This window comes from Sphingomonas sp. LT1P40, from assembly GCF_036663835.1.
Taxonomy (GTDB): domain Bacteria; phylum Pseudomonadota; class Alphaproteobacteria; order Sphingomonadales; family Sphingomonadaceae; genus Sphingomonas.
The window spans coordinates 1,695,797-1,718,613 of the sequence record NZ_JAXOJT010000001.1 but is presented as its reverse complement, the minus strand read 5'-3'; the positions used below and the strand labels follow the sequence as shown (position 1 = coordinate 1,718,613).

Here is a 22,817-nt window from a genome sequence, read left to right as displayed (position 1 = left end):
GTTCGTTGTCCGAATTCGCCCCCACTGCGCACCTGTCGCTGCGTGAACGGATTCGTGAGCGGTTCGGGCCGCGCGCGATTGCGATCTTCCTTGCGCTGGTGATCGAGTTCCTTCTCGCGCTGCTTTTGTTGCTGACGCTGGCACCGACCATTTTGCGCAAGGAAGAGAAGGTGGTGCCGTTGAGCACCTTTGGCGTCAGTCCGGAGCCTGAGCCGAAAGCGGAGGAAGTAACCAAGGCGGCGCCGACCGCGCGCACCGCAACGGCGCCGAAACCCGCCGACGCGCCACCTGCGCCATCGGAAGTTATACCGCGTCCCGCCGATCCGCCGCCGGTCCCAACCAAGCCGCTGCTCGAGATGCCGCTGAGCAGCGTGCCCGATATCGCGAGCCTGCCACGCCGATCCACCGCGCCGCGCGCAGTTGCGGGGCCGCCCAATCCGGGGCCGATGCCGGGGGACTCGCGCCGGATCGAGGGGCGCGGGCCAAAGGGTGAGCCGCTTTACGCCGCATCCTGGTACCGGGAACCGTATCCAAGCGAGTTGAACGGCTATCTGTCTGCTGCCACCGGGCCCGGCTGGGGGCTGATTAACTGCCGCACCGTGGCGAATTTCCGCGTCGACGACTGCTATGGCATTGCCGAATATCCCGAGGGGTCGAAAATCATGCGCTCCGTCCTCGCCGCAGCATGGCAGTTCCAGGTTCGTCCACCGCGCGTCGGTGGCCAGTCCCGCGTCGGCGAATGGGTTCAGATCCGTATCGACTATGACATCGTCGAACGGACCCGGCCCCGGTTCGGGCCTGATCGACGGTAAGAGTCCGTTTGAAACTGCGCGAAAGAGCGCATTTTGAGGCCGCACCGGCCCGCTCCCCCACCCGGCCACCCACACAGTACACTCGATGGGTGGCCGGGTGGGGGAGCGGGCCGGTGCGGCGAAACGCGCGACGGCGCGTTTCCAAACAGACCCTAAACGCATGACGGCGCTATCGTGCGGGGCGGCACTTCTCTACAGCGGCGCGGACATGACCCTTTCAGATCAAATCCGATGACCCCCGCTGCCCGCACCCAGGCGGCGATCGAGCTGCTCGACCAGATCATCGTCGCCGCCCGCGATTCCGGGCCGGCGGCGGATACGCTGATCGCGCGCGGGTTTGCCGCGCGCCGCTATGCCGGGTCGAAGGACCGCCGCGCGATCCGAACGCTGATCTACGACGCGATCCGCCTGTGCGGTGAGCGACCGGCCAACGGTCGCGCGGCGATTCTGGCGGTGGCAAAGGCACAGCCCGACATTGCCCCGAGTTTCGACGGATCGAACTACGGCCCCGCGATCATCACCGATGACGAGCCGAAGGCGAAAGCTGGTGTCGCGCCGGGGTGGCTGCTCAAGGCGCTGACCGCATCGGGCATCGACAAGCAGGAGGCGGCGGCATTGCTGGGCCGCGCCCCGCTCGACTTGCGCGTCAACACGCTGAAAACCGATGTGGCGCAGATCGTCGCGGTGCTGCCGGACGCGACGCCGATCGACGGCCTGCCGAACGGCCTGCGCCTGCCACCCGACACGTCCATCGAAAGCACCGAGATTTTTCAGGAGGGCTGGGTCGAGGTGCAGGACGCGGGCAGCCAGATCGTTGCGCTCGCCGCCGGGGCTGCTCCGAGTATGCGCGTGGTCGATCTGTGTGCGGGCGGTGGCGGCAAGACGCTGGCGCTGGCAGCGGCGATGGAAAATCGGGGGGAAATCCTCGCCACCGACACCGACCGCAGCCGCCTGTCCCGCCTCACCCCACGCGCCGACCGCGCCGGGGCGGTCATCGTCGAGACGCGGTTGCTCGATCCGGGCAAGGAACGCGACCCGCTGGCCGACTGGATCGGCACGGCGGATGTCGTGCTCGTCGATGCGCCATGCTCCGGCACCGGCACGTGGCGGCGTAATCCTGAGGCGCGGTGGCGGCTGACCCCGGCGCGGCTGGAGAAGCTCGCGGAGACACAGGCGCGCTTGCTCGACGTCGCGGCGCTGCTGGTGAAGCCGGGCGGTGCGGTTGTGCATGTCGTCTGCTCGCTGCTGGATGCCGAGGGGGCGGGGCAGGCGGCGGCGTTCCTGTCGCGCCATCCCGGCTGGTCTGCCGCCCCGCTTGCGATCCCGTTTGGCACGCCGCATGGACCGGGCATGCGCCTGACCCCGCTTGCAGCTTCGACCGACGGCTTTTTTGTCGCGCGGCTGGTGCGTGCGTGATAGCGGTGGGCGCGCTTACTCTGGAGAGGTTCATGCGTATTACCCTCGTCTCCGCTGCCGCCGCGCTGGCGCTGCTTAGCGTTTCGACCTCGCTTTACGGCCAACGCGCCGACGATCAGGTCGATGCGCGGTCGATTGCGTTGCTGGACAAGGGCAAGGCGGCGCGTGCTGCGGGTAATCTCGACGGTGCGAACGATTTGATCGAAAGCGCATTGGCGGTCGATCCGCGCAACCGTCCAGCCTATCTGGTGCTGGCGGAAATTGCGCGGGCGCAGGGCCTGCCGGGCAAGGCAATCCGCTTTTACCGTGAAGCACTGACGCTGGAGCCGAACGACGTCGCGGCATTGCGCGGACAGGGCGAGGCGATGGTGCAAAAGGGCGCGGTCGAGCGGGCGAAGGAGAATCTCGCGCGCGTGAAGACGCTGTGCGGCACATGCGCGGATGCGACGCAGCTGGCGGCGGCAATCGCCAAGGGGCCACCCGTGACCGCCACGGCGCAGGTCGTGCCACCGCCCAAGGCGGCTGAGAAGAAGAACTAACGGCTGAGCGGTCGTGCGCCGTCTCCTCTCCCTTCCAGGGAGGGGAGTTCCGCCGGTCGATGTTCCGACGTTCCCCTAAACCGACAGCATCCGTGCCAGCGCCACAAACTCGTCCACGCTGACGGTTTCCGCGCGCCGCGTCAGATCGATTCCCACGCGCTCCGCCGCTTCGACCGCCCCCGGCATGGCCTTCAAACTCTGCCGCAACATCTTGCGCCGCTGCCCAAATGCGGCGGCGGTCAGTTGCGCCAGCGTTTCGACGCGAACGCCTGCCGGCTCGTCACCCGGTACGATGTGCACCACCGCCGACATGACTTTCGGCGGCGGCGTGAACGCGCTGCGATGCACCGGCATCGCGATCTTCGCGCTACTGCGCCACTGCGCCAGCACCGCCAGCCGCCCGTAATGATCGCTGCCCGTCGCGGCGACGATGCGTTCGGCGACTTCCTTCTGGAACATCAGCGTCAGGCTCGCCCACCATGGTTGCCAGTCTGCCGACAGCCAGCCGACCGTCAGCGCGGTGCCGACATTATAGGGCAGGTTGGAAACGATATGCGGTCGCCCCGCAAACAGCGCCGGTGCGTCGATCGCCAGCGCATCGCCCTCGATCACGCTGAGCATGCCCGGAAATGCCTCACCCAGTTCGGCGAGTGCGGGGATGCAGCGGCGGTCGCGTTCCACCGCCGTTACCTTCGCCCCCGCCTGAAGCAATGCGCGAGTCAGGCCACCGGGGCCGGGGCCGACCTCGAATACTTCCTGTCCCGTCAGATCGCCCGGAACGCGGGCGATGCGCCCAAGCAATTGCCCGTCGAACAGGAAGTTCTGGCCCAGCGCCTTGCTGGCAGTGAGTCCGTGGCGCTTGATGACATCGCGTAAGGGGGGAAGGTCGGTCACTCGGCTCCCGCACCGGACGCACGATGCCCGGCACACAGGGCCGCCATGCGGATCGCGGCGATCATCGCGCCCGGCTCGGCCCGATCCTGTCCGGCGATGCCGAACGCGGTGCCGTGATCGGGCGAGGTACGCACGATCGGCAGCCCCAGCGTCATGTTGACACCCTCGTCGAAATGCAGCGCCTTGAGCGGGATCAGCGCCTGATCGTGATAAAGACAGATCGCAACGTCATAGGTCGCGCGCGCGCGGGCGTGGAACATCGTGTCGGCGGCGAACGGCCCGACCGCGTCGATCCCCTCCGCCTGCAACTGGCGGATCGCGGGTTCGATGATATCGATTTCCTCGCGCCCGATCGCACCGCCTTCACCGGCATGCGGATTGAGCCCGGCAAAGGCGAGGCGGGGTGCGTCGATCCCGAAATTGCGGGTCAGGCCGCGCGCGGTGACGCGGGCTTTGGCGACGATCAGCTCGATCGACAGCGCCGCTGCCACGTCAGCGAAGGCGATGTGCGTCGTCACCGGCACGACCCGGAGCGTCGGTCCGGCCAGCATCATCACCGCATTTTCGCGAGCGATGCCACAGCGTTCCGCAACGAATTCGGTCTGCCCCGGATGGGTGAAGCCGATGCGGTACAGCTCCGCCTTCGACACCGGCCCGGTGACCAGTCCGCCGGACGCACCCGATCGGGTTAGGCCGGTTGCCAGTTCCAGACTGCTGAGCGCCGATCGCGCGCCCTCCACGTCTGGGGTGCCGGGGACGATCTCGGCCGATCCGGCGACGGCCAATATCGGCAGCGCGTCTGCGAATGCGGCGCGCGCCTCATCGGGGCTGCCGATCAACGCGACCGGGCCGTCCCACACCGCCGCGACTGCGCGCGGATCGCCGACCGCGAAAAAGGGTTCGAGCGAATGCAGGTCGCGGTTCGCCCACGCCTTGGCGACGATTTCCGGCCCGATCCCCGCCGGATCGCCCATCGCTACCGCGAGCGGGCGGGTCGTCACGGTCACTGCCTCACCGATACTCGACGATCGCGTCGCGGCGCAGGTCGCGCAACAGCCGCTGGGCGCGAAGATTGGTGCGCTGTTCCTCGACCCCACCGCGAACATCTTCGGCGGATGGCAGGTTGGCTGTCTGCGCGTCGTCACGACCACACAGGACGAGCGAGCGAACGCCTTCCTGCGGCGATCCGAACGGCGGCGTTGCTTGACCGATTTGAAGCTTCAGGACGATCTCCTGAAGCTGCGGAGGCAGATCGCGGGCACGCACCGCGTCGTTGTCGACGACTTCGGCACCCAGTGTCTTGGCCGCTTCGCCGACCGCGCCACAACCGGCGGTCGATTGCAGGACCTTGGCGAATTCCGCCGCCTTGCCCTGTGCCTGTGCCTGGGTTGTTCCCGCCGGGAATTTTACCGTCAGCTGACGCAGGCTAAGCTTGGCGTCGCGCGGATCGGCGGTCAGAATCTGGCGCTTGTCGACCAGATACAGGATCGAGAAGCCGCCCGGTACTTCGATCGGACCGGCGACCTGGCCGACCTGCATCTGCTGGGTGGCGGTGGCGAGCGGACCCGGCAGCATCGGCGCGCGTACCCAGCCTAGATCGCCGCCCTGCGCGCGCGTCGTCGCTTCGGAGAAACGCGCGAAATATTCGAACGGGCGACCCTGCTGCATCTGCTGGATCATCTGCTGCATCGACGCGAACACTTCGCCCGACCGCTCCGGCGTCGCCGACAGATAGATTTCGCGCAGGTGGAACTCCTCGGTCCCCTTCGACGCTTCGAGGCGGTCGATGATTCCCTTGACCTCTTCGTCGCTGACATTGGTGAACGGCGTGATCTTGCGCGCGATCAGGCGCTGCCACGCCAGCTCGCCCTCAATCTGGCGCTTGAACGAGCGTTCGGACGAGCCGACTTCGCGCAACCACAGGCGCATCTGGTCGGGCGTGCGTTGGTATCGACCGGAAATCGAGGCAAAGCTGCGATCGATCTGGTCCGACGGAATCGTGATCTCGTTTGCCTTGGCTTCCTGAATCTGGATCGATTCGTCGGTCAACAGGCGCAGCACCTGCAGGCGCAACTGGTCCTGCTCCGGCTCGGTCAGACGCAGCTGGTTGAGCGCGATGAACAGGCGGAACCGGTGCTCCACATCGGTGCGCGTGACGACATAGCCGTTCACGATCGCCGTGGGCTTGCGGACATTGGGATCGACCTTGCCGAAAATCTGGAGATTTTGCGGCAGGTTCAGGTTCGCGGTGGACGGAACCTCGCTGTCGCCCACCGTCTGGGCGGCGAGGGTCGCGCTTGCTGCGATACCGAGAATCAAAACTGCCGCGCGGCAGAAACTAGCGACCTTCAAAGTCATCTTCACCTGTACCTGAACCACTTTTCTCAAGGAATATCGCGGCGTCTAATCGCCAATTGTGCCTGAACTGGGGCTTACTGTCTGTTTTGTTGCGGTGCCAGCCCCGAGCAAGCTAGCGACCGAGATTCTTCAGCGCCAGCGTCAACAGAAAGCTGTTACCGCGCCGCGCATCGCCCGTCGTCTGATAATCGCGCCGCCAGGTCAGGCCCAGCCGCAGGCAATCATCCTCATATTCCACGCCCAGCCGGTGGCGGATCGGATCGAAGCCGTCGGCGAGCGAGGCCGGATCCTCTTCCTGATCGGTCAGATCGATCACCGTCGATCCGAACACGGACCAGAAGCGCGCGACCTGAACCCGCCCGCCGACGCGCGCCTCTTCGCGGTCCTGCAAATCCTCCAGCGCGAAACCGATATTCCGGTTCAGCCGCAGATAGCCGACCATCGCATAGGTCTTGCGCGACCCGACCGTCGCATCGATCTCGTTGCGGCGAATTGCGAAATTATCCTTGTCCACGCGATAGCGGTGCGTGAAGCTCACGAAATCGCCGTAACGCACAACGGTGCGCCCGACGACGTCGGACAGCCGCCCGTCCAACCCGGTGCCGTTGGGCAGGAGCGAGGGACGCGAGTTCAGGCGATAGCTCTGCCCGACATTCGCCTCGATCGAGAAACCGGGCAAATACAGCGCGTAGTCTATGCCGAAGGTGAACCGCGTCGAATCCTCGAACCGGTCGTAACCGGGAAAGCGGTTGAGCGCGAAGAGGTTTGAATCCTCCAGATCGACCGAGCGCGCATCTTCGTTCGGCACATCGATATTCTCGACCCGCGGCGCGGCGACGATCTGGAAACGCGGCGTGATCCGCTGAGTCCCGCCGAACGCCTCGCCGATCAGCGGCCATTTGATGTCGAGCGCGAGCGCGCCGATGGCGCGCGCCTGAAACCCCTCCAGCCCGCGATAGCTGGCTACGGTGGTCGCCAGCGTATCGTTCGTATTGTACAGGTCGCCGCGACCATAAGCGGTGAGCGTGATCTCCTGTCCCCACGATGTCAGCCGCCGGACATCGTAGCGCAGCGAGGCAAACGCGCGCTGCGTGTCCTGCCCGCTCGCGCGACCGATCGCCAGACTGTTGACTTGAAGCTCGAACCGGCCGCCCGCGACCAGATTCTGCCCGAAGCGCCGCCGGTAATCGATCTCGGGAAAGGCGATCGGCTGCAACCCCTGGCTCTCGGTCGGGCGCAAGGTTTGGACTGCCCATGCGTTGATCGAGAAATAGGAATCCTGATCGATCCGCTCGATCCGGACATTGTTGCGCAGCCGGTCGTCGCTGGAAATGTCGTAGCGGCGCAGGAAGGTGCGGTCGCTGGCCAGCCGGATCGACGCGCTGGCGCTCCAGTTGGGGTCGAACTGATAGCGTCCGGCGGCGTCGATATAGCCGCGAAATGCGGTCTCGCTCGATACGCCAGGGGTGGGCGAGACGAAATCGTCGCTACGGCGGCTGTACGTGCCATAGCCGGTGACGCGGAACGCCCCCTTTGCCAGCAAATGCCGATAATCCGCCTGAAGCATCGGCAGCGCACCGGAGAAGATATGCGGCGTGACCGTCAGGTCGCGGTTGGGGGCGAGGCTGAAGAAATAGGGCAGGGCAACCTCGAACCCGTTGACCGCGTCGTAACGCAGCGCCGGGGCAAGCAGACCGCTGGCATTGTCGCTGCCGATCGCATGGCTGAACACCGGCAACGGCAGCGTGGCAAAGCCGAACAACGATACCCGCGCGCCGGTGTAGCGGATGCGCTTCTTCGCCGGATCGTACACGACGCGCACCGCCGTGATCTTCCACGACGGCTCCTTGGGGCAGTTGCTCGCATCGACCACGACGCACGGCGTATAGGCGGCGCGATCGACGCGGATGATACCGTCCTCGCTGCGCGTGCCCTTCTCCGCGGCCAGCCGCCCGCCCTGCTCCAGCACGACCAGCATGTTCTGGATTACGCCGTCCTTCAGCGAATCGGTCAGTTCGATACTGTCGCCATAGGCGGTGTCGCCTTCGGGATTGGTCACCGCGATATTGCCGGTCGCCATCACCTGACCGGTCTTGCGGTTCCACAGCACCTTGTCCGCGCGCAGCCGGTTGCCGTCGCGGAACATGCGCACATCGCCGTTGACCGTGACGACGTCGCCGGTCGAATCATATTCTGCGCCATCGGCGGAGAATTGAATCTGGTCGGGGTCGTCGGGCAGCGGCGTTTCGGACGGCGGCGGTGCCTCGACCGGGCGATCCTGCAGATCCTGCGAACCGGTCGCGGCAGCAGCGGGCGCGAGGCACAGCGCGAACGGCAGCATCCCGGCGAGCAGCAGAGCCTTGCGCGTCACGTTCGTACCAACCCCTTATACACGCCGAAAATCTTGGACCGCGCGACCGGGCGGCTTTCGCCCTATTGCACCCCGCGTCTGGCTTCGCAATCGCTCGCCTTTGCCGTTCGTCCTACACTGGCCTAGAGAGGCCGGAATCAGCCCCCAAACGACCACAGGAAGTTTCATGCACGTAACATTCGCCGCCGCCCGTCCCGCCGACGCCACCGTCATCGCGCTGCCGGTCGAAAAGGACGGGCTGGACCGCATGCCGGCCGGCACCCTGGACGACGCGACGCTCGCGCTGGCACGCGGCGCGGCGAAGGCCGGGCGGTTCGAGGGTGAAGCGGGATCGATCGCGGAGATTTTCGTCCCCGGTGCGGATGGTGCGAACCGCGTGCTGCTGCTCGGCGTCGGCGCGGGTGGCGAGACGGATTACGAGCGCGCGGGTGGCGCGCTGACCGCACGGTTCCTGACCACGGGCGTCACCTCGATCGCTGTAGATTTCGCCAGCCTCGGCGGTGCGCCTTCGCCCCGTGCCGTGGCGCGGTTCGCGGCGGCGACGGTGCAGCGCGGCTGGCGCTTCGATCTCTACCGCACCAAATTGAGCGAGAAGCAGAAGCCGACGCTCGACGAAATCGTGCTGGTGAACGTGCCGGAAGGCAGCGAAGCGGCTTGGGCCGAGGCGCTGGCGGTGACCGGCGGTCTCGAACTGACCCGCACGCTCGTGTCCGAGCCACCAAACGTGATCTATCCCGAAAGCTTCGTCGAACGCTGCCAGCATCTGGCCGAGCTGGGTGTCGAGATCACCGTGCTCGACCGGGCCCAGATGGAAGCACTCGGCATGGGCGCGCTGCTCGGCGTGGCACAGGGCTCGGTCAAGGAAGGCCGCATCCTGGCAATGCGCTGGAATGGCAAGGGTGCCGGGGATGTGGATGTGGCGTTCGTCGGCAAGGGGGTGACGTTCGACACCGGCGGCATCTCGATCAAGCCGGCGGCCGGCATGGAAGACATGAAGTGGGACATGGGCGGCGCGGGCGCAGTCGCGGGCGCGATGAAGGCGCTGGCGACGCGCAAGGCGAAGGCGAACGTCGTCGGGGTGTGCGGGCTGGTCGAAAACATGCCTGACGGCAATGCGCAGCGTCCGGGCGACGTCGTGACCTCGATGTCGGGCCAGACGATCGAGATCATCAACACCGATGCTGAGGGGCGGCTGGTGTTGTGTGACGCGCTGACCTGGACGCAGCAGACCTTCAAGGCAAAGACCATCGTCGATCTCGCCACGCTGACCGGCGCGATGATTATTGCGCTGGGCAGCGAGCATGGTGGCCTGTTCGCCAATGACGATGGCCTCGCCGAAGAACTGCTTGCGGCGGGCCGCGCCACCGGCGACCCGTTGTGGCGCTTCCCGCTGGGCGACGCCTATAACAAGCTGATCGACAGCCCAATCGCCGACGTCAAGAATGCCGGGCCGCGCGGTGCGGGTTCGATCACGGCGGCACAGTTTCTTCAGCGCTTCATCGACCCGGGCGTGCGCTGGGCGCATCTCGACATCGCGGGCATGGTGTGGGCAGACAAGCCCGGCAGCACGTTCGACAAGGGCGCGACCGGCTTCGGCGTGCGCCTGCTCGACCGCTTCGTCCGCGACAATTTCGAGGGCTGAGCTTGCAGGTCGATTTCTACCACCTCACCATAACCCCGGTCGAGCGCGCCTTGCCCGGCATCGCGGTGAAAGTGGTGGAGAGCGGCGGGCGGCTGCTGGTCGTGTCGGGCGACGCGACGCAGCGCGCGCGGATCGATCATTCGATGTGGACGTGGCAGGCCGAAAGCTTCCTGCCGCACGCTCAGGCGGGGACGGGTGACGACGCGATCCAGCCGGTGCTGATCGGCGAGGCGGTGGAAGCGGCCAACGGCGCACGCTTCGTCGCGCTGATCGACGGCATTTGGCGGGAAGAGGCATTGACCTTCGACCGCGCCTTCCACTTCTTCGACGCCGACCGCATCGTCGAGGCGCGGACGGCGTGGAAAGCATTGGCCGACCGCGACGGCCTTGACCGGCGCTATTTCAAGCAGGACGAGAATGGCCGCTGGGGGCAGGCGGCGTAAAACTTATCTCGCTGGCCGGAACGGTTTGCCATCCACCAGCATGGGTTTGCACACTTCACGCTTGCGATTAAGTTCCTCTACTTCCGTTATCGCTTCGGCAAGGCTGCCATTAACAGTCCAATAGCCGACACCGAGTTCGCCGATCGCGTCGGACCCCTGTTGCGCGATGAGGCCGGTCCAATCGCCGCGTTCCCTGGCACGCGCCCATGCCTCCAGCAATGTCGCCAGCAGGTCGTCCGACACGGGGCCTCCGTCTTGATTCAGCAGGCCAAGGACCATCCATGCCTCCTGCTCTGCTGCAATCTGTTCCTGGTAGGCGTCGATGGCCAGAACGTAGACGTCGCTATAGGCGGCGGCGGTTTGGCGGCTCGTATGGAGCAATACGCCTTCGCCAGTCGCGACATCGAAAGCGGTGCGCACGATGGGCCGCATACCCGGTCGTCCAACATTTTCGATCGCGGGCAATCGCCCGGTTTGGCGCGCGTCCGCCAAGATCGCGCCGATCGCCGCGATGCGCCGTTCAAGGCAGGGCTGATAACTGCGTCGCTCCAGCAGATAAGACCGGCTTTGCGCCAGTTCCTCTTTGACCGCTTCAAAGCTGCGTTGGACACGCCATTGCCAGCGCAGCCATTCCACCGCCTCAGCCGCCGCCAGCGCGATCAGCACGCCGAGCACGACGCTGCCGACTTCGCGGGCAAACTTGCGGCGGCGTTCCGACAGGGCCCAGATCCGTCGTGCGGGGCTCGTGCCGTTCATTTGCGCTTAGCCCTGCCTAAATAGCGCGTGAGCGGATCGTTGAGAACGCTCTGCGTCGCATTCATCAGCGGCGCGGCGCCGTAATCCGCCGGAATTTCGGGCTTTATCGGTTTGCAGATGCTGAAATCCGACGCCGGGGACGCACCGTAAAGGGCCGCCTCATCCCTGTCATAGCCCAGTCCGTAATGGATCGTGACCTGTTTCATGCGGACGCCACTCATTCCGATGAGGCGGTTGGCGAAGCGTGCCTCCGAAATCGTCTGGCGCAGCTCGCGCGCCTCTTCGGGAGTGAAGGTTCGGCCCGGCCCCGACAGTGCGTAGAGGCTGGTCCAGATCAACAATTCCCGCTCCTGCATCGTGCTTATCCGCGCGGCAAAGTCGTAGGCAGTCGAATAATTGTCGAGCAGTTCGCGATCAAGATGCGCGGCCGTCTGCGCGGTCAACGTGCTTTGCCACACGCCCATCGGCCAGGTGCGATGGGGCGGCGACCCGATCATGCCAATGGGAGGCAGCCGACCCGCTTTTTCCGCATTGCGCACGATCCCGGCCAGTTCGTCCAGCCGGCGCTCGACACAGTCGTCGATCGTCACGCGCTCCTCGCCCTGACCGATCAGCTCGCCCAGTTCGCCCGCCATCGCATGCCGCGCGCCGCGAACTTCGACCCACCAGCCGATTTCGGTGGCGATCGCGCCCAGGCCCAGTGCGATCAGCACGCCCAGCACGACGCTGCCCACCTCGCGCACGAATTTCTGCCGCCGCTCGCCGCCGCGCACCCGCGCGCCCAGTGCCGCCATCCGTCCCGCTATCGTCACAAGTCCCCCGCTTGCATCGCCCCGGCGCGCAGACTAAAGGGCCGCGACTTTCCCGCAACACCAAATACAGGAGCCGTAGGCCATGGCCGCGACCCGCACGTTTTCGATCATCAAGCCCGATGCAACCCGCCGCAACCTGACCGGCGCGGTCACCAAGATGCTGGAGGACGCAGGTCTGCGCATCGTCGCGTCCAAGCGTATCCACATGAGCCGCGAACAGGCCGAGGGCTTTTATGCCGTCCACAAGGAACGCCCGTTCTTTGGCGAACTGGTCGAGTTCATGATCTCCGGCCCGGTCGTGGTTCAGGTGCTGGAAGGCGAGAACGCCATGCAGCGCAACCGCGACATCATGGGCGCGACCAACCCGGCGAACGCCGAGCCCGGCACGATCCGCAAGGAAATCGCCGAGTCGATCGAGGCCAATTCGGTCCATGGTTCGGACAGCGACGAGAATGCCGCGATCGAGATCGCCTATTTCTTCAAGCCTGAAGAGATTGTCGGCTAATAAGCTGGAAGGGGGATCAAACCCCCTTCCACATGGCATCGAGGCGGCGCTGGTCGCCGCCCGATTGCCGCCGGACAAGCCCGCGCAACTTGAACGACCTGCCGCCGATCAATCCGCCAGCCTCGGTGCGCCACAACAAGTCATAGATCGCCGTTTCCTCGCGGTTGCCATTCTCATCGGTGCACATCGCATCGATCAAAACGGGTAGACGACCTTCTCGTGCGTCCGCGCCGCCATCGGTCAGCTTCAGCATTGTTTTCGCGATCCACTCCGCTTCGATGCGGTGCGTGATGACGGTATTCTTAGGCTCGACGCCGAGCGCGCTGGGAAAAGCGATGTCGCTGGTTTGAAGCGCGCAGCCGGCCTGTGCTTTGAACTCAATCCCGTCGGAGTCCGCACCCGTGGTGACCAGCGTCACACGGTGGCGCGCCGCCGTTGCTTCCGCTTTTTCGGCCAGCCGCGCCGTTTCCTTGTCTGCGGCGGCGTCACGGCGGTCCTGATAATTGTTCCACCATGTCAGGCCTGCAATCACCAGCCCAGCCACGGCGACCAGTTCGCCAATCGTCAGCCAGCGGCGACGGGTTGCCCGCTTTTCCGCCGCTTCCGCCTGATCTTCCGGTGTTTCCAAGGGTAATTCGCTCATCGCGTGAACTTAGCGCGCTGCCGTCGCCCTGTCACCGCTTCGGCAGCGTGATCGTCGCGGCCAGCCCGCCGCCATCGCGGTTCGCCAGCGATATGTCGCCGCCCGCCTCGCGCACGATTGCGCGGGCCAGCGTGAGACCCAGGCCGACACCGCCCGTGGTGCGATTACGCGACGGATCGAGTCGGGTGAAGGGGTCGAACACCGCCGCGATCTGTTCGGGCGGGATGCCGGGGCCGCGATCGGCGACTTCGATCTGCACGCCGTCCGTGCACGGCAACAGCCGCACCTCGGCGACGCCGCCGCCATATTTCACCGCATTCTCGATCAGATTGCGCACCGCGCGCCGCATCAGCGACGGGCGGATGCGCATGATGATGCGATGGCCGTCCTCATAGTCCACGGCATGGCCCAGATCGCGGAAATCATCGACCACTGCGTCGATCAACGCCGATACGTCGGTCTCGGTCGGTGCCTCGCTCGGGCGGCCCAGCCGGGCTAGCGACAAAATGTCGTCGAGCGTGCTGTTCATCTCGTCGATCGTGTCCGCCATGCGCGCGCGATCCTCGTCGTCCTCGACCGATTCGATCCGCACGCGAAGCGCGGCCAGCGGGGTGCGCAGATCGTGCCCGATCGCGCCGAGCATCTGGTCCTTCTCGTCCAGCATCGCGGTCACGCGCTGGCTCAGCGTGTTGTAGGCGGCGATCACCGCGCGGACGTCGCCGGGGCCGCGTTCCTCGACCGGCTCGTTCGCTCCGCCTGGATTGAACTCGCGCGCCGCCACCGCCAGTTTTCGTAGCGGGCGGGCGACGCGATGACCCACCCACAGCACCGGGATCAGCACCACCGCATACAGGATTAGTGTCTGTGCGATCAGTCGCCAGATCAGCGATCCGTCATTGCGTGGCCAGCCCGAGGTGAGCGACAGCCAGCCCCTTCCCGGTATCTCCACCGCGACCAGCAATTCGCCCCCCAGCCGCTTCATCCGTTCGGCCTTCAGCGCGTTCATCCGCGCGAACCGGCCATCGGTGGCGGAGATCGGCCGGATGCCGGTGACGATGCGCCCGACCGGCAGGTTGGCCTCGCGCATCGCGGCGCGGATGCCATCCTCCACTTCGACATTCGGTTTCAGGCCCGCCTCGATCGGATTTGCCGCTTCCAGCCGCAGTCGTCCGCGCGGACGCTCGCGCCCCTCGGGATCGCGAAAGCGCCCATCGCGCAGCCGCTCGGCCGCATCGACGACGCGGGTGATCGCGGGCGCGGTGATCTCGCCATAGCGCACCGACCGCCGCTCGCGCAGCAACAGCCCGAAATTGATCGCCTGCGCCACGAACAGCGCCAGCGCCACAAGCAGCGCGATCTGGCCGGTCAGGCTCTTGGGGGCAAAGCGCCTCACAGCCACATGCTCACAGGCGGGTCACGTCGCTCGCCAGCGTATAGCCGCCGCCCCACACCGTCTTGATGAGAGTGGGGTTCTTGGCATCCGGCTCGATCTTCTTGCGCAACCGGCTGACCTGATTGTCGATCGCACGGTCGAACGCTGCGGCTTCACGGCCCTGAGTCAAATCCAGCAGCTGGTCGCGCGTCAGCACGGCGCGCGGGCGCATCACCAGCGCAAGGAGAAGGCTGTATTCACCAGTGGAGAGCGGCACCGACACGCCTTCCCGGTCCACCAGCGCACGCTCGCCGGTCTTCAGAACCCAGCCCGAAAAGGCATAGCTGCCGCTTTCCGGTGCATGCTGCCGCGTGCCGCCTGCCTGCATCCGGCGCAGCACGACCTTGATCCGGGCGGCCAGTTCGCGGGGAGAAAATGGCTTCACGACATAATCGTCGGCGCCCATTTCCAGCCCGACGATCCGGTCGGTCTCTTCGCTACGCGCGGTGAGCAGGATGACGGGGGTTTCGCTGGTCGCGCGGATATGGCGGCAGAGACTCAACCCGTCCTCGCCCGGCATCATGATGTCGAGCACGATCAGGTCGATGGCATAGGCCTGAATCCGGGCGCGCGCCGCTTCGGCATCGCCGACTTGCGTCACGCGAAAACCCTGCTTGGTCAGATATTGCGCCAGCGGTTCGCGGATCGAACGCTCGTCGTCGACGAGCAGCAAATGCGGGGTTTCTCCGGTCATCTCCATGGGCGTAGCAGATTCATCGCGTGCGGGAAGTGCCGGGCGGGCACGGAGGAGGTCGTAAAACCCGCCCGACATGACCGTCACTCGCCCTGGGGGGCAGGGGCCGGTGACGGCGTGGGTCCGCGCTGCGGGCGACCCGCGCGAAGTTCTTCGGCGGTCAGGCGACCGTCGGCGTTGGCGTCGAGCTTGGCGAAGCGCTGCGCCGACTGGGCGTCGAACTCGGCGCGGGTGATGACGCCATCCTTGTCGGCATCGGCCATCATCATGCCGCCACCACCGGGGCCACGGCCGGCGCGCATGCCGCGCTTGCCCTCACGACCTTCGCCGCGCTTGCCCCAGCTTTTTTTGCCGATAGCCTTGCGGCCTTCGCCGGCTTCGATTGAGCCGTCCTTGTCGGCGTCCATCCGGGCAAAACGCGCCTCGACCGTCGCGCGGTTCTCGGCCTTGCTAATCATGCCGTCGCCATTGGTGTCGGCGCGGCCCATCATGCGTTCGCCCATACCGCCGCCGCCGCGACGACCGGGCATGAAGTCAGACATTTCGCCGCCTTTGCGCTCCGCCATCGCGGCGCGTGCCTTTTCCATACCGGCCTTGCGCTCGTCGACGCTCAGCTGGCCGTCCTTGTTAGTGTCCATCGCGTCGAAGCGCGCGTCGGCACGGGCGAGCATCGTCGCTTTGCTGACCGGCTGCTTCGCTGGCGTGGCGGGGGCGGTCTGCATGGCGATGGCGACGCCGGCGGTCAGCATCGCGCCGATCGCGGTGGCAGTGAGAAGATTTTTCATGTGCGGGCTCCCGTTGCTGCGGCCAAGAGCGCCGCTGCTGTGGTGCCCTTCTGACCGTTGCCTGTCGCAACCCTGTGTCAGCCGACCGAAAAAGTGTCGCAAATTGTATCAAAAAGCGGGCCGGCGCCGCCCTCAACCAAAAATCGCGACGCCCTGCATTCCGTCGGCGACCAGCGTGCCGTCCGCGTTCCACATTCGCATCGACTGGCTCGAATAGCCGTTCCGCGCGCTATCGGTCGCGGCGTTGAGCAGCCACCACCCGTCACGCGTCGTCGCGGCGGGGGTGAGGATGTTTATGATCCAGGTCAGCGACGACAGCGGCGTCATTTTCTGGAACAGCCGGAATGCGGCGGGCGGCAGCGCGTCGCCCATCACCATCATCTCGACCTCCGGGTCCAGCCCCTCGCGCTCAATCAACCGCCCCCAGCGCAGCCATTCGGTCGGGCGGGCATCGTCCTTCAGATCGAAGAAGTTGAAATTGCCGGTGAAGAATTCCTTCGGGCCGGTGTAAAGTTCGGCGTCCGTCGGCGGCGGCGCATGCTGTGCGGCTGCGGTCGCATCATGGTCGATCGCCGATTCCAGCGCGTTCATGAACACGAACGTCGTGCGCAGGCCGAGGCCCGCCTCCGACACAATATCCGCCTGAATGAACGCGGCATTCCGCCCGCGCCGCAGCTTGGTCGCGGTCACTGTCACCGCCCCCGCCAGCGGGCCGATAAACGCCACCTGCGCCGACCGCAGCGGGGGCAGATCCGGCTCGATCTGCTTCGCCGCCGCCAGCGCCAGTGCGGCCGAAAGCCCGCCATAAGCGGTGCGCCCTTGCAACCAGTTCGCCGGAATCTCGGTCGTGAACCCAGTCTCTGTGCGCTGTGCCTGGGCCAGCAGATCAGGAAGTGAGGTCATGCCGCTACGGCCTCCGTGTACAAATCGCGCAGTTCGCGTTTCAGCACCTTGCCGATCGCGCTGCGCGGCAATTCGTCGATCGGGAGCAACGCGGTCAATCGCTGTGTCCGCCCCAACGTGGCGTTGACCGCGCCCAGAATCTCGTCCGCCGCAATGCTGTCGGCGGGAACATAGAAGGCCACCGGCGTTTCGCCCCATTGCTCCGAAGGCACGCCGATCACCGCGCAATCGCGCACGCCCGGGTGCTGCGCCAGTTCGGCCTCCAGGTCGCTGGGATAGATGTTGAACCCGCCCGAGATTATCAGGTCCTTCTTTCGGTCCAGCAGTGTCAGAAACCCATCCGCGTCGAACCGCCCGACATCGCCATGGCGAATGTAACGATTGCCCTCGGCATCGAACCATTCGGCGTCGCTGCTCGCCTGCTGGCGCCCGTGATAGCCGCTCATCATCGCCGGACTGCGGCCGACCACCTCGCCCATCTCGCCCTGAGCCACTTCGCGCCCGTCATCGTCGATCAGGCGAATGTCGTGGCCGGGGACCGGCATGCCCACCGTATGCAGCTTGTCCGGATAGTGGTTGGCGACAAGCAGACAGGTGCCGCCGCCCTCGGTCATCCCATAATATTCCACCAGCAAGCCGGGCCAGCGCGCGACGATATCGGCCTTCAGCGCGGCGGAAAATGGCGCGCTGGTACAGGTCTTCAGGCGAAAGCTCGACAGGTCGAACCGATTGAAATCCGGCACGCCCATGATCCGTTGATACTGCACCGGCACCAGCATCGCATGAGTCGCGCGGTGCTTCGCGGCGGCTTCGAGGAAACCGCGCGCATCGAACTTGCCGAGCAGAACCGCCGTGCCACCCCAGGCCAGCGTCGGAATGAAGCTGACCAATGTCGTATTGGAGTAAAGCGGTGTCGCCACCATCGTCACCGCATCGCCAAACCCGGCGGCTTCATTGCGCGCGATATGCGCCCAGCGCATCGCGTGCGGCTGGACGATGCCCTTGGGCGTGCCGGTGGTGCCGCTGGAATAGATGATATTGAACGGGTCGTCGGGTTGGATCGTAACCGGCGTCGGCGTGCCTGCATCCTCCAGAAAGGCGTCGAGCCCGCTGCTGTCCAGCATCACCCGCTGCGCCGTCACCACCCGGTCGCCCAGCGTCGCGGCGGCGTCGGCATCCAGAAACACGACATTCGCGCCGCAATCCGCGATCATCGCTGCCATCTGATCGCCGGTCGATGATGGCGCGATCGGCGCAGGGACTGCCCCGGCACGGATCGCGCCCAGAAACACCGCCGCGTAATCAACCGACATGCCCCCGACGATTGCCACCGCCTGTCGTTGCACCGTCCCCGCGCGTTGCAGCGCGGCGGCAATCCGGTCCATCCGCATATTCAGCGCCGCATAGGTCAGGGCACTATCGCCATGAATCAGCGCGATCTTGTCGCCCCGCTCGCGCGCATGGGCAGCGATCAGGTCAGGCAACGTGCCGAACGGCTCGGCCAGCATTTCGCGCGCGGTGGGCATCCTCTCTCCTCGATTCGGATGAACTGCTAGGCGAAACCGCCGCGCGCTGCCATACGCGATCTTCTAAAAACGATCAGGAGAGGCCGATGATCTTCTACGATTCGACCATGCCAGCCCCCAATCCGCGCCGCGTGCGCATCTTCGCCGCGGAGAAGGGGGTCGACCTGCCGCGCGAGGACGTGTCGATCCTGAAGGGCGAGCACAAGAGCGAGGCGTATCGCGCAATCAACCCGCTTGGCCAGACGCCGTCGCTGAAGCTGGACTGCGGCACGGTGCTGACCGAGAGCGTTGCGATCTGCCGCTATCTGGAAGCGCTGCACCCCGAACCGCCGATGTTCGGACGGGACCCGATCGACGTCGCCCGCGTCGAAATGTGGAACCGGCGGATCGAGTTGCGGCTGATGGTGCCGACCGGCATGATCTGGGTCCATACCCATCCCTTCACCGCGCGCGTGATGCCGCATCAATATAAGGATTTCGGCGAGAGCAACCGCGTTCTGGTGGAGCGCGCGCTGACGATGTGCGACACTGCGCTGGGCGAGACGCCGTTCATTGTGGGCGAGCATTATACGATGGCCGATATCCTGCTGCTGACCACGATCGATTTCGGCACCTTCATCGGGCTGAGCGTGCCCGAGGAGCTGGCGCGCCTGAACGACTGGCACCGCCGTGTCACCGCCCGCCCGAGCAGCGCCGCATGAGCGACGCGATGGACGGAATGACGGCGATCGTCACCGGCGGCGGCACCGGGATCGGCGCCGCGGTCGTGCGGAAACTGGGGTCGCGCGGGGTGCGTTGCGTCATCAACTATGCCAGCAGCCGCGATGCCGCCGAGGCATTGGCGGCGGAGGTCGGCAATGGATCAATCGCGGTTCAGGCTGATATCGCTGACGACGCGCAGTGCAGCGCACTGGCCGCCGCCGCGCTCGATGCGTTCGGGCGGATCGACCTGCTGGTCAATAATTCGGGCAAGACCAAGTTCGCCAATCATGAGGATATGGACGCGTTGAACGCCGATGATTTCATCGACATCTACCGCCTCAACACCATAGCCCCGTTTCAGATGATCCGCGCCTGCGCGCCCGCGATGCGCGAAGGCCCAGCGAGCGCGGTCGTCAGCATCGCATCGGTCGCGGGCGTGTTCGGCAACGGATCGTCGGTCGCCTATGCCGCGTCAAAGGGCGCGCTGATTACGATGACCAAAAGCCTCGCCCGCGTGCTGGCCCCGGCGATCCGCGTCAACGCCGTCGCCCCCGGCTATGTCGGCACCGGCTGGTTCAGCGAGCGCATGCCACAGGAAGCATTCGAAAAGTTCGAGGCGTTCATCGCCAGCCAGACCCCGATGGCGATGGCCCCGCATGCTGAGGATATCGCCGGGCCGGTCGTCAACCTACTCGATCCCGCCAGCCGGGTAATTACCGGCGAGACGCTGTTGCTGGATGCGGGGGCGCATCTGGATGTGGGGCTGTCGAGAAGGCCGGGGAAGGGGTGAGGTGGCGCACAAGAAGCTCACCCTGCCGACCAAGATCTGCGTCGCCTGCGCCCGCCCGTTTGCCTGGCGCAAGAAATGGGCGCGTGACTGGGACAGTGTGAAATATTGCTCCGACCGCTGCCGATCACAGGGCGCGGCAACCCCGGTTGCGTAACGCTACTTCTTGCGTTCGCGCCGTTGTCGAACCGGGTCCGATCGCTGCGCGCCCTCGACAATCTGGATATTCGCACCATGCGCGATCAGCAATCGATCGCCCTTGGGCAACAGCGTCAGCGACATCCGGGTCCGGCTGGCCGGACTAACCTGACCGGACGGGGTGCGATATTCCGCAACGGCCCAGCGCACCACCGCGATTGCCCCGCCGCCCGGCATCGGCGTTACCGACTCGATTTCCTCCATCGTCTGGGTGACGCCTTTGAAGGTGTTCTCGAACAATGCGCGGTGGGCGTAATCGACTTCCTCACGGCCCTGCCAGTGCATGCCGACGATATTCACCCAGTGGACATCGGGTGTGTAGAGTGCGGCCATCGCGGCCATGTCACCGGCGTTCCATGCGGCTCCATACAGATCGACCACCTGTCGCACTCGCGCGGTCAAATCGCGGCGCGGCACCGTCGCCGGGGCGGCACCTGTCAGCAGGGTTGCCGATACGATCCCGGTCATTCCCAGCATGTTCCGCCTGCGCATTGCGCGTTCCTCCGTGGTGCCCGCTGGCTTGTGCCCTAATCGCGCTTCGCCGTTTGTCCGAACAGTATCTTCTTCTGCTCATCCGTCATCGTCACATTGCTGGGCCGGATTTCCTCGCCCTTGGCATAGGCCCGCACTGTCGCCGGGCGCGCACCGACCGCCTCGAACCAGCGCTTCACATGCGGGAAATCGTCCAGATTCTGGCTCTGTGCCTCGTACGGCACGATCCACGGATAGATCGCCATGTCGGCAATCGAGTAATGCTCCCCCGCGACGAACGGCCTGCCCGCCAGTTGCCGGTCGAGCACGCCGTACAGCCGGTTGGTCTCGTCGATATAGCGCTTCTGCGCATAGGGAATCGGCTCGGGCGCATAGCGGTTAAAATGATGGTTCTGCCCGGCCATCGGCCCCAAGCCCCCCATCTGCCACATCAGCCATTGCAATATGTCGGTGCGTTCACGCGGGCTGTCGCCATAGAATTTGCCCTCCTTCAGCGCGAGGTAGATCAGGATCGCGCCGCTCTCGAACACGCTGACCGGCTCGCCGCCATCGGCGGGGGCGGTGTCGACAATCGCGGGCATGCGGTTGTTGGGGCCGATCTTCAGGAAATCGGGCTTGAACTGGTCGCCCTGCCCGATGTTGACGGGGTGGATCGCATAGGGGGTGCCGGCCTCTTCCAGAAACAGCGTGATCTTGTGGCCGTTCGGGGTGGGCCAGTAGAACAGGTCGATCATCGCAGGTGTCTCCATCGGTTTACAGCCGACAGATGGGGTTGCGCGTCGCTCACGCAACCGGGTCCGGCAGGTCGGTGCGATGCCGCAGCAAGAACACCACAACGATCACCACCGCGACGCTTGTCAGCGCCGACGCCAGCAGGAACGCCGCACCCGGAAACCCGCGTTCCGCGCCCGTGGCGAGCGTCTGCGTCAGGCTGAGCGGCCCCAGAATCGCGGCGATGCTGGCAAGACTTGCCATGCCGCCCTGCAATGCCCCCTGGTTCGACGCATCGACCATCCGGCTAAGCAGCGCATTGATCGACGGATAGGCGAGCGCCTGAAGTGCCCCGATCGTCAGCAACGCGTACACCTGCCACCCCTCTGTGGCGAACGCATAGCCGAAATAGACCAGCGTCCCGACGATCAGGCCGATCAGTACGGTCCGCGTCTCCCCCAAGGCGGCAATCGCGCGCCCGGTCAGGAAAATCTGTGACAGCGCCATGGCGGCGCCCGATGCCGCGAGCGACCAGCCGATCGCCTTGCTATCCCAGCCATGCGCAAGTTCGGCGTAGAAGGCCCAGGTCGCGGGATAGACCTGATGCGCCAGCTGCCAGATGAACATGACGACCAGCAGCGGCATTGCCCCCTTCAGTCCCAGCAACGGCTTGAACGCACCCAGCGGATTGGCGCGGCGCCACTCGAATTTGCGGCGATTCTCCGATGCCAGTGTCTCCGGCAACCAGATCGAAATCCAGAACGCATTGCCCGCCGCCAGCGCCGCTGCGACCATGAACGGCGTGCGCGGCCCGAAATCCGCCAGCAGCCCGCCGATCGCCGGGCCAATGATAAAGCCGATCCCGAACGCCGCGCCCATCAGCCCGAATGTCGCACCACGTTTCTCGGGCGGGGTGACGTCCGCCAGCACCGCATTGGCGGGACCATAGACCGCCCCCGCAATCCCCGCGATCAGCCTTCCGGCAAACAGCCACGCGATCGTCGGCGCGAACGCCATCAGCGCGTAGTCGATCGCAAAGATGAGCATCGCCGCAAGCAGCACCGGGCGGCGGCCATAACGGTCGCCCAGATTGCCCAGGATCGGCCCGGCAAAGAAATGCGCGAGCGCGAACACGATCAACAGCCATCCGCCGGTACGCGTCGCCTCCGCCACACTCTGTCCGGTCAGCTCGACAATGAGGGTCGGAAGGACGGGCAGCACGATGCCGAAACCGATCGAGTCGATCAGAACCGCAGCTAACGCTATGGGAACTGCGCGGTGTGCGAATGTCATGCCTGCCCCCCGGCGATTCCGAACTTCGCTGACGGCATGTTCCAGTTGGGCACGAATATCAACCGGATGCTTGACCTGTCGTCATCCATACCGCATCTTCCAA

Annotated in this window: 24 protein-coding genes; 9 read left to right on the top strand and 15 right to left on the bottom strand. The window is 65.6% G+C overall.

The window, feature by feature from the left end:
- Positions 1 to 5: 5 nt before the first annotated feature.
- The 3 genes from U1702_RS08530 to U1702_RS08520 all read left to right on the top strand — a co-directional run bounded on the left by U1702_RS08530 (position 6) and on the right by U1702_RS08520 (position 2,767).
- Positions 6 to 812 carry a hypothetical protein gene (locus tag U1702_RS08530; RefSeq protein WP_332723585.1) on the top strand — a complete coding sequence of 269 codons (807 nt, stop codon included), beginning with the start codon at positions 6 to 8 and terminating at the stop codon, positions 810 to 812.
- Positions 813 to 1,043: 231 nt separating this feature from the next.
- Positions 1,044 to 2,228 carry an RsmB/NOP family class I SAM-dependent RNA methyltransferase gene (locus U1702_RS08525; protein ID WP_332723584.1) on the top strand — a complete coding sequence of 395 codons (1,185 nt, stop codon included), beginning with the start codon at positions 1,044 to 1,046 and terminating at the stop codon, positions 2,226 to 2,228.
- A 32-nt stretch (positions 2,229 to 2,260) separates the two neighbouring features.
- On the top strand, positions 2,261 to 2,767 hold the full coding sequence (locus U1702_RS08520) for a tetratricopeptide repeat protein (RefSeq protein WP_332723583.1): 507 nt from the start codon (positions 2,261 to 2,263) through the stop codon (positions 2,765 to 2,767).
- A 75-nt stretch (positions 2,768 to 2,842) separates the two neighbouring features.
- On the opposite strand, the gene rsmA is transcribed toward U1702_RS08520, so the two are convergent.
- From rsmA to U1702_RS08500, 4 genes are all read right to left on the bottom strand, one after another.
- Complete coding sequence (gene rsmA, locus U1702_RS08515) at positions 2,843 to 3,661, bottom strand: 16S rRNA (adenine(1518)-N(6)/adenine(1519)-N(6))-dimethyltransferase RsmA (protein WP_332723582.1); 819 nt, start codon at positions 3,659 to 3,661, stop codon at positions 2,843 to 2,845.
- Entirely contained in the window at positions 3,658 to 4,668 is a 1,011-nt protein-coding gene (gene pdxA / locus U1702_RS08510; protein WP_443026814.1) for a 4-hydroxythreonine-4-phosphate dehydrogenase PdxA, read from the bottom strand. The genes rsmA and pdxA overlap by 4 nt, the downstream gene beginning before the upstream one ends.
- Positions 4,669 to 4,672: 4 nt before the next feature.
- Positions 4,673 to 6,019 (bottom strand): peptidylprolyl isomerase, encoded by a 1,347-nt coding sequence (locus tag U1702_RS08505; protein WP_332723580.1) that lies wholly within the window; start codon positions 6,017 to 6,019, stop codon positions 4,673 to 4,675.
- Positions 6,020 to 6,131: 112 nt separating this feature from the next.
- Entirely contained in the window at positions 6,132 to 8,360 is a 2,229-nt protein-coding gene (locus U1702_RS08500) for an LPS-assembly protein LptD (RefSeq protein ID WP_332724658.1), read from the bottom strand.
- 196 nt (positions 8,361 to 8,556) lie between these two features.
- Between U1702_RS08500 and U1702_RS08495 the strand changes: the two genes are divergently transcribed.
- Positions 8,557 to 10,032 carry a leucyl aminopeptidase gene (locus U1702_RS08495; protein WP_332723579.1) on the top strand — a complete coding sequence of 492 codons (1,476 nt, stop codon included), beginning with the start codon at positions 8,557 to 8,559 and terminating at the stop codon, positions 10,030 to 10,032.
- 2 nt (positions 10,033 to 10,034) lie between these two features.
- Complete coding sequence (locus U1702_RS08490; protein ID WP_332723578.1) at positions 10,035 to 10,475, top strand: DNA polymerase III subunit chi; 441 nt, start codon at positions 10,035 to 10,037, stop codon at positions 10,473 to 10,475.
- A gap of 3 nt (positions 10,476 to 10,478) precedes the next feature.
- Here the strand turns inward: U1702_RS08490 and U1702_RS08485 are convergent, their stop codons facing one another.
- The gene (locus U1702_RS08485) at positions 10,479 to 11,231 is read right to left on the bottom strand and encodes a hypothetical protein (RefSeq protein ID WP_332723577.1); all 753 of its coding nucleotides are present in this window, start codon (positions 11,229 to 11,231) and stop codon (positions 10,479 to 10,481) included.
- On the bottom strand, positions 11,228 to 12,025 hold the full coding sequence (locus U1702_RS08480) for a hypothetical protein (protein WP_332723576.1): 798 nt from the start codon (positions 12,023 to 12,025) through the stop codon (positions 11,228 to 11,230). Before U1702_RS08480 ends, U1702_RS08485 begins: the two co-directional genes overlap by 4 nt.
- Before the next feature lie 100 nt (positions 12,026 to 12,125).
- On the opposite strand from U1702_RS08480, the gene ndk reads away from it, so the two are divergent.
- Complete coding sequence (gene ndk, locus U1702_RS08475) at positions 12,126 to 12,548, top strand: nucleoside-diphosphate kinase (RefSeq protein WP_332723575.1); 423 nt, start codon at positions 12,126 to 12,128, stop codon at positions 12,546 to 12,548.
- A gap of 16 nt (positions 12,549 to 12,564) precedes the next feature.
- Here the strand turns inward: ndk and U1702_RS08470 are convergent, their stop codons facing one another.
- From U1702_RS08470 to U1702_RS08445, 6 genes are all read right to left on the bottom strand, one after another.
- A complete protein-coding gene (locus tag U1702_RS08470) occupies positions 12,565 to 13,191 on the bottom strand; it encodes a hypothetical protein (protein ID WP_332723574.1) in 627 nt (208 codons plus the stop codon).
- Between the two features lie 31 nt (positions 13,192 to 13,222).
- Complete coding sequence (locus tag U1702_RS08465) at positions 13,223 to 14,584, bottom strand: sensor histidine kinase (protein ID WP_332723573.1); 1,362 nt, start codon at positions 14,582 to 14,584, stop codon at positions 13,223 to 13,225.
- A gap of 10 nt (positions 14,585 to 14,594) precedes the next feature.
- The gene (locus tag U1702_RS08460) at positions 14,595 to 15,317 is read right to left on the bottom strand and encodes a response regulator (protein WP_332723572.1); all 723 of its coding nucleotides are present in this window, start codon (positions 15,315 to 15,317) and stop codon (positions 14,595 to 14,597) included.
- Between the two features lie 83 nt (positions 15,318 to 15,400).
- On the bottom strand, positions 15,401 to 16,102 hold the full coding sequence (locus U1702_RS08455) for an EF-hand domain-containing protein (RefSeq protein ID WP_332723571.1): 702 nt from the start codon (positions 16,100 to 16,102) through the stop codon (positions 15,401 to 15,403).
- Positions 16,103 to 16,234: 132 nt separating this feature from the next.
- A complete protein-coding gene (locus tag U1702_RS08450) occupies positions 16,235 to 17,005 on the bottom strand; it encodes a thioesterase family protein (protein ID WP_332723570.1) in 771 nt (256 codons plus the stop codon).
- Positions 17,002 to 18,531 (bottom strand): class I adenylate-forming enzyme family protein, encoded by a 1,530-nt coding sequence (locus tag U1702_RS08445; RefSeq protein WP_332723569.1) that lies wholly within the window; start codon positions 18,529 to 18,531, stop codon positions 17,002 to 17,004. Before U1702_RS08445 ends, U1702_RS08450 begins: the two co-directional genes overlap by 4 nt.
- Before the next feature lie 86 nt (positions 18,532 to 18,617).
- Between U1702_RS08445 and U1702_RS08440 the strand changes: the two genes are divergently transcribed.
- From U1702_RS08440 to U1702_RS08430, 3 genes are read left to right on the top strand one after another with little or no spacing between them, the layout of a single operon-like run.
- Positions 18,618 to 19,232, top strand: coding sequence for a glutathione S-transferase family protein (locus tag U1702_RS08440; RefSeq protein ID WP_332723568.1), 615 nt, complete (start codon positions 18,618 to 18,620; stop codon positions 19,230 to 19,232).
- Entirely contained in the window at positions 19,229 to 20,023 is a 795-nt protein-coding gene (locus U1702_RS08435) for an SDR family NAD(P)-dependent oxidoreductase (protein ID WP_332723567.1), read from the top strand. The genes U1702_RS08440 and U1702_RS08435 overlap by 4 nt, the downstream gene beginning before the upstream one ends.
- A gap of 1 nt (position 20,024) precedes the next feature.
- Positions 20,025 to 20,177: a DUF2256 domain-containing protein gene (locus tag U1702_RS08430; protein ID WP_443026813.1), complete on the top strand. Its 153-nt coding sequence runs from the start codon at positions 20,025 to 20,027 to the stop codon at positions 20,175 to 20,177.
- 2 nt (positions 20,178 to 20,179) lie between these two features.
- Here U1702_RS08430 and U1702_RS08425 read toward each other — a convergent pair whose 3' ends face one another.
- The 3 genes from U1702_RS08425 to U1702_RS08415 are packed head-to-tail and all read right to left on the bottom strand — an operon-like array spanning position 20,180 to position 22,714.
- Positions 20,180 to 20,710 carry an SgcJ/EcaC family oxidoreductase gene (locus U1702_RS08425; RefSeq protein ID WP_332723565.1) on the bottom strand — a complete coding sequence of 177 codons (531 nt, stop codon included), beginning with the start codon at positions 20,708 to 20,710 and terminating at the stop codon, positions 20,180 to 20,182.
- A gap of 35 nt (positions 20,711 to 20,745) precedes the next feature.
- The gene (locus U1702_RS08420; RefSeq protein ID WP_332723564.1) at positions 20,746 to 21,444 is read right to left on the bottom strand and encodes a glutathione binding-like protein; all 699 of its coding nucleotides are present in this window, start codon (positions 21,442 to 21,444) and stop codon (positions 20,746 to 20,748) included.
- A 49-nt stretch (positions 21,445 to 21,493) separates the two neighbouring features.
- A complete protein-coding gene (locus U1702_RS08415; RefSeq protein WP_332723563.1) occupies positions 21,494 to 22,714 on the bottom strand; it encodes a TCR/Tet family MFS transporter in 1,221 nt (406 codons plus the stop codon).
- Between the last annotated feature and the right edge of the window lie 103 nt (positions 22,715 to 22,817).

Excerpts from the sequence above, each read along its gene's own strand:
- U1702_RS08435 (WP_332723567.1), top strand. The coding sequence starts at position 19,229 with ATGAGCGACGCGATGGACGGAATGACGGCGATCGTCACCGGCGGCGGC.
- U1702_RS08520 (WP_332723583.1), top strand. The coding sequence starts at position 2,261 with ATGCGTATTACCCTCGTCTCCGCTGCCGCCGCGCTGGCGCTGCTTAGC.
- U1702_RS08525 (WP_332723584.1), top strand. The coding sequence starts at position 1,044 with ATGACCCCCGCTGCCCGCACCCAGGCGGCGATCGAGCTGCTCGACCAG.
- U1702_RS08415 (WP_332723563.1), bottom strand. The coding sequence starts at position 22,714 with ATGACATTCGCACACCGCGCAGTTCCCATAGCGTTAGCTGCGGTTCTG.
- U1702_RS08500 (WP_332724658.1), bottom strand. The coding sequence starts at position 8,360 with ATGCTGCCGTTCGCGCTGTGCCTCGCGCCCGCTGCTGCCGCGACCGGT.
- U1702_RS08470 (WP_332723574.1), bottom strand. The coding sequence starts at position 13,191 with ATGAGCGAATTACCCTTGGAAACACCGGAAGATCAGGCGGAAGCGGCG.
- U1702_RS08420 (WP_332723564.1), bottom strand. The coding sequence starts at position 21,444 with ATGATCGACCTGTTCTACTGGCCCACCCCGAACGGCCACAAGATCACG.
- U1702_RS08460 (WP_332723572.1), bottom strand. The coding sequence starts at position 15,317 with ATGACCGGAGAAACCCCGCATTTGCTGCTCGTCGACGACGAGCGTTCG.
- U1702_RS08480 (WP_332723576.1), bottom strand. The coding sequence starts at position 12,025 with ATGGCGGCACTGGGCGCGCGGGTGCGCGGCGGCGAGCGGCGGCAGAAA.
- U1702_RS08485 (WP_332723577.1), bottom strand. The coding sequence starts at position 11,231 with ATGAACGGCACGAGCCCCGCACGACGGATCTGGGCCCTGTCGGAACGC.
- U1702_RS08455 (WP_332723571.1), bottom strand. The coding sequence starts at position 16,102 with ATGAAAAATCTTCTCACTGCCACCGCGATCGGCGCGATGCTGACCGCC.
- U1702_RS08450 (WP_332723570.1), bottom strand. The coding sequence starts at position 17,005 with ATGACCTCACTTCCTGATCTGCTGGCCCAGGCACAGCGCACAGAGACT.
- U1702_RS08440 (WP_332723568.1), top strand. The coding sequence starts at position 18,618 with ATGATCTTCTACGATTCGACCATGCCAGCCCCCAATCCGCGCCGCGTG.
- U1702_RS08495 (WP_332723579.1), top strand. The coding sequence starts at position 8,557 with ATGCACGTAACATTCGCCGCCGCCCGTCCCGCCGACGCCACCGTCATC.
- ndk (WP_332723575.1), top strand. The coding sequence starts at position 12,126 with ATGGCCGCGACCCGCACGTTTTCGATCATCAAGCCCGATGCAACCCGC.
- U1702_RS08425 (WP_332723565.1), bottom strand. The coding sequence starts at position 20,710 with ATGCGCAGGCGGAACATGCTGGGAATGACCGGGATCGTATCGGCAACC.
- U1702_RS08445 (WP_332723569.1), bottom strand. The coding sequence starts at position 18,531 with ATGCCCACCGCGCGCGAAATGCTGGCCGAGCCGTTCGGCACGTTGCCT.
- U1702_RS08505 (WP_332723580.1), bottom strand. The coding sequence starts at position 6,019 with ATGACTTTGAAGGTCGCTAGTTTCTGCCGCGCGGCAGTTTTGATTCTC.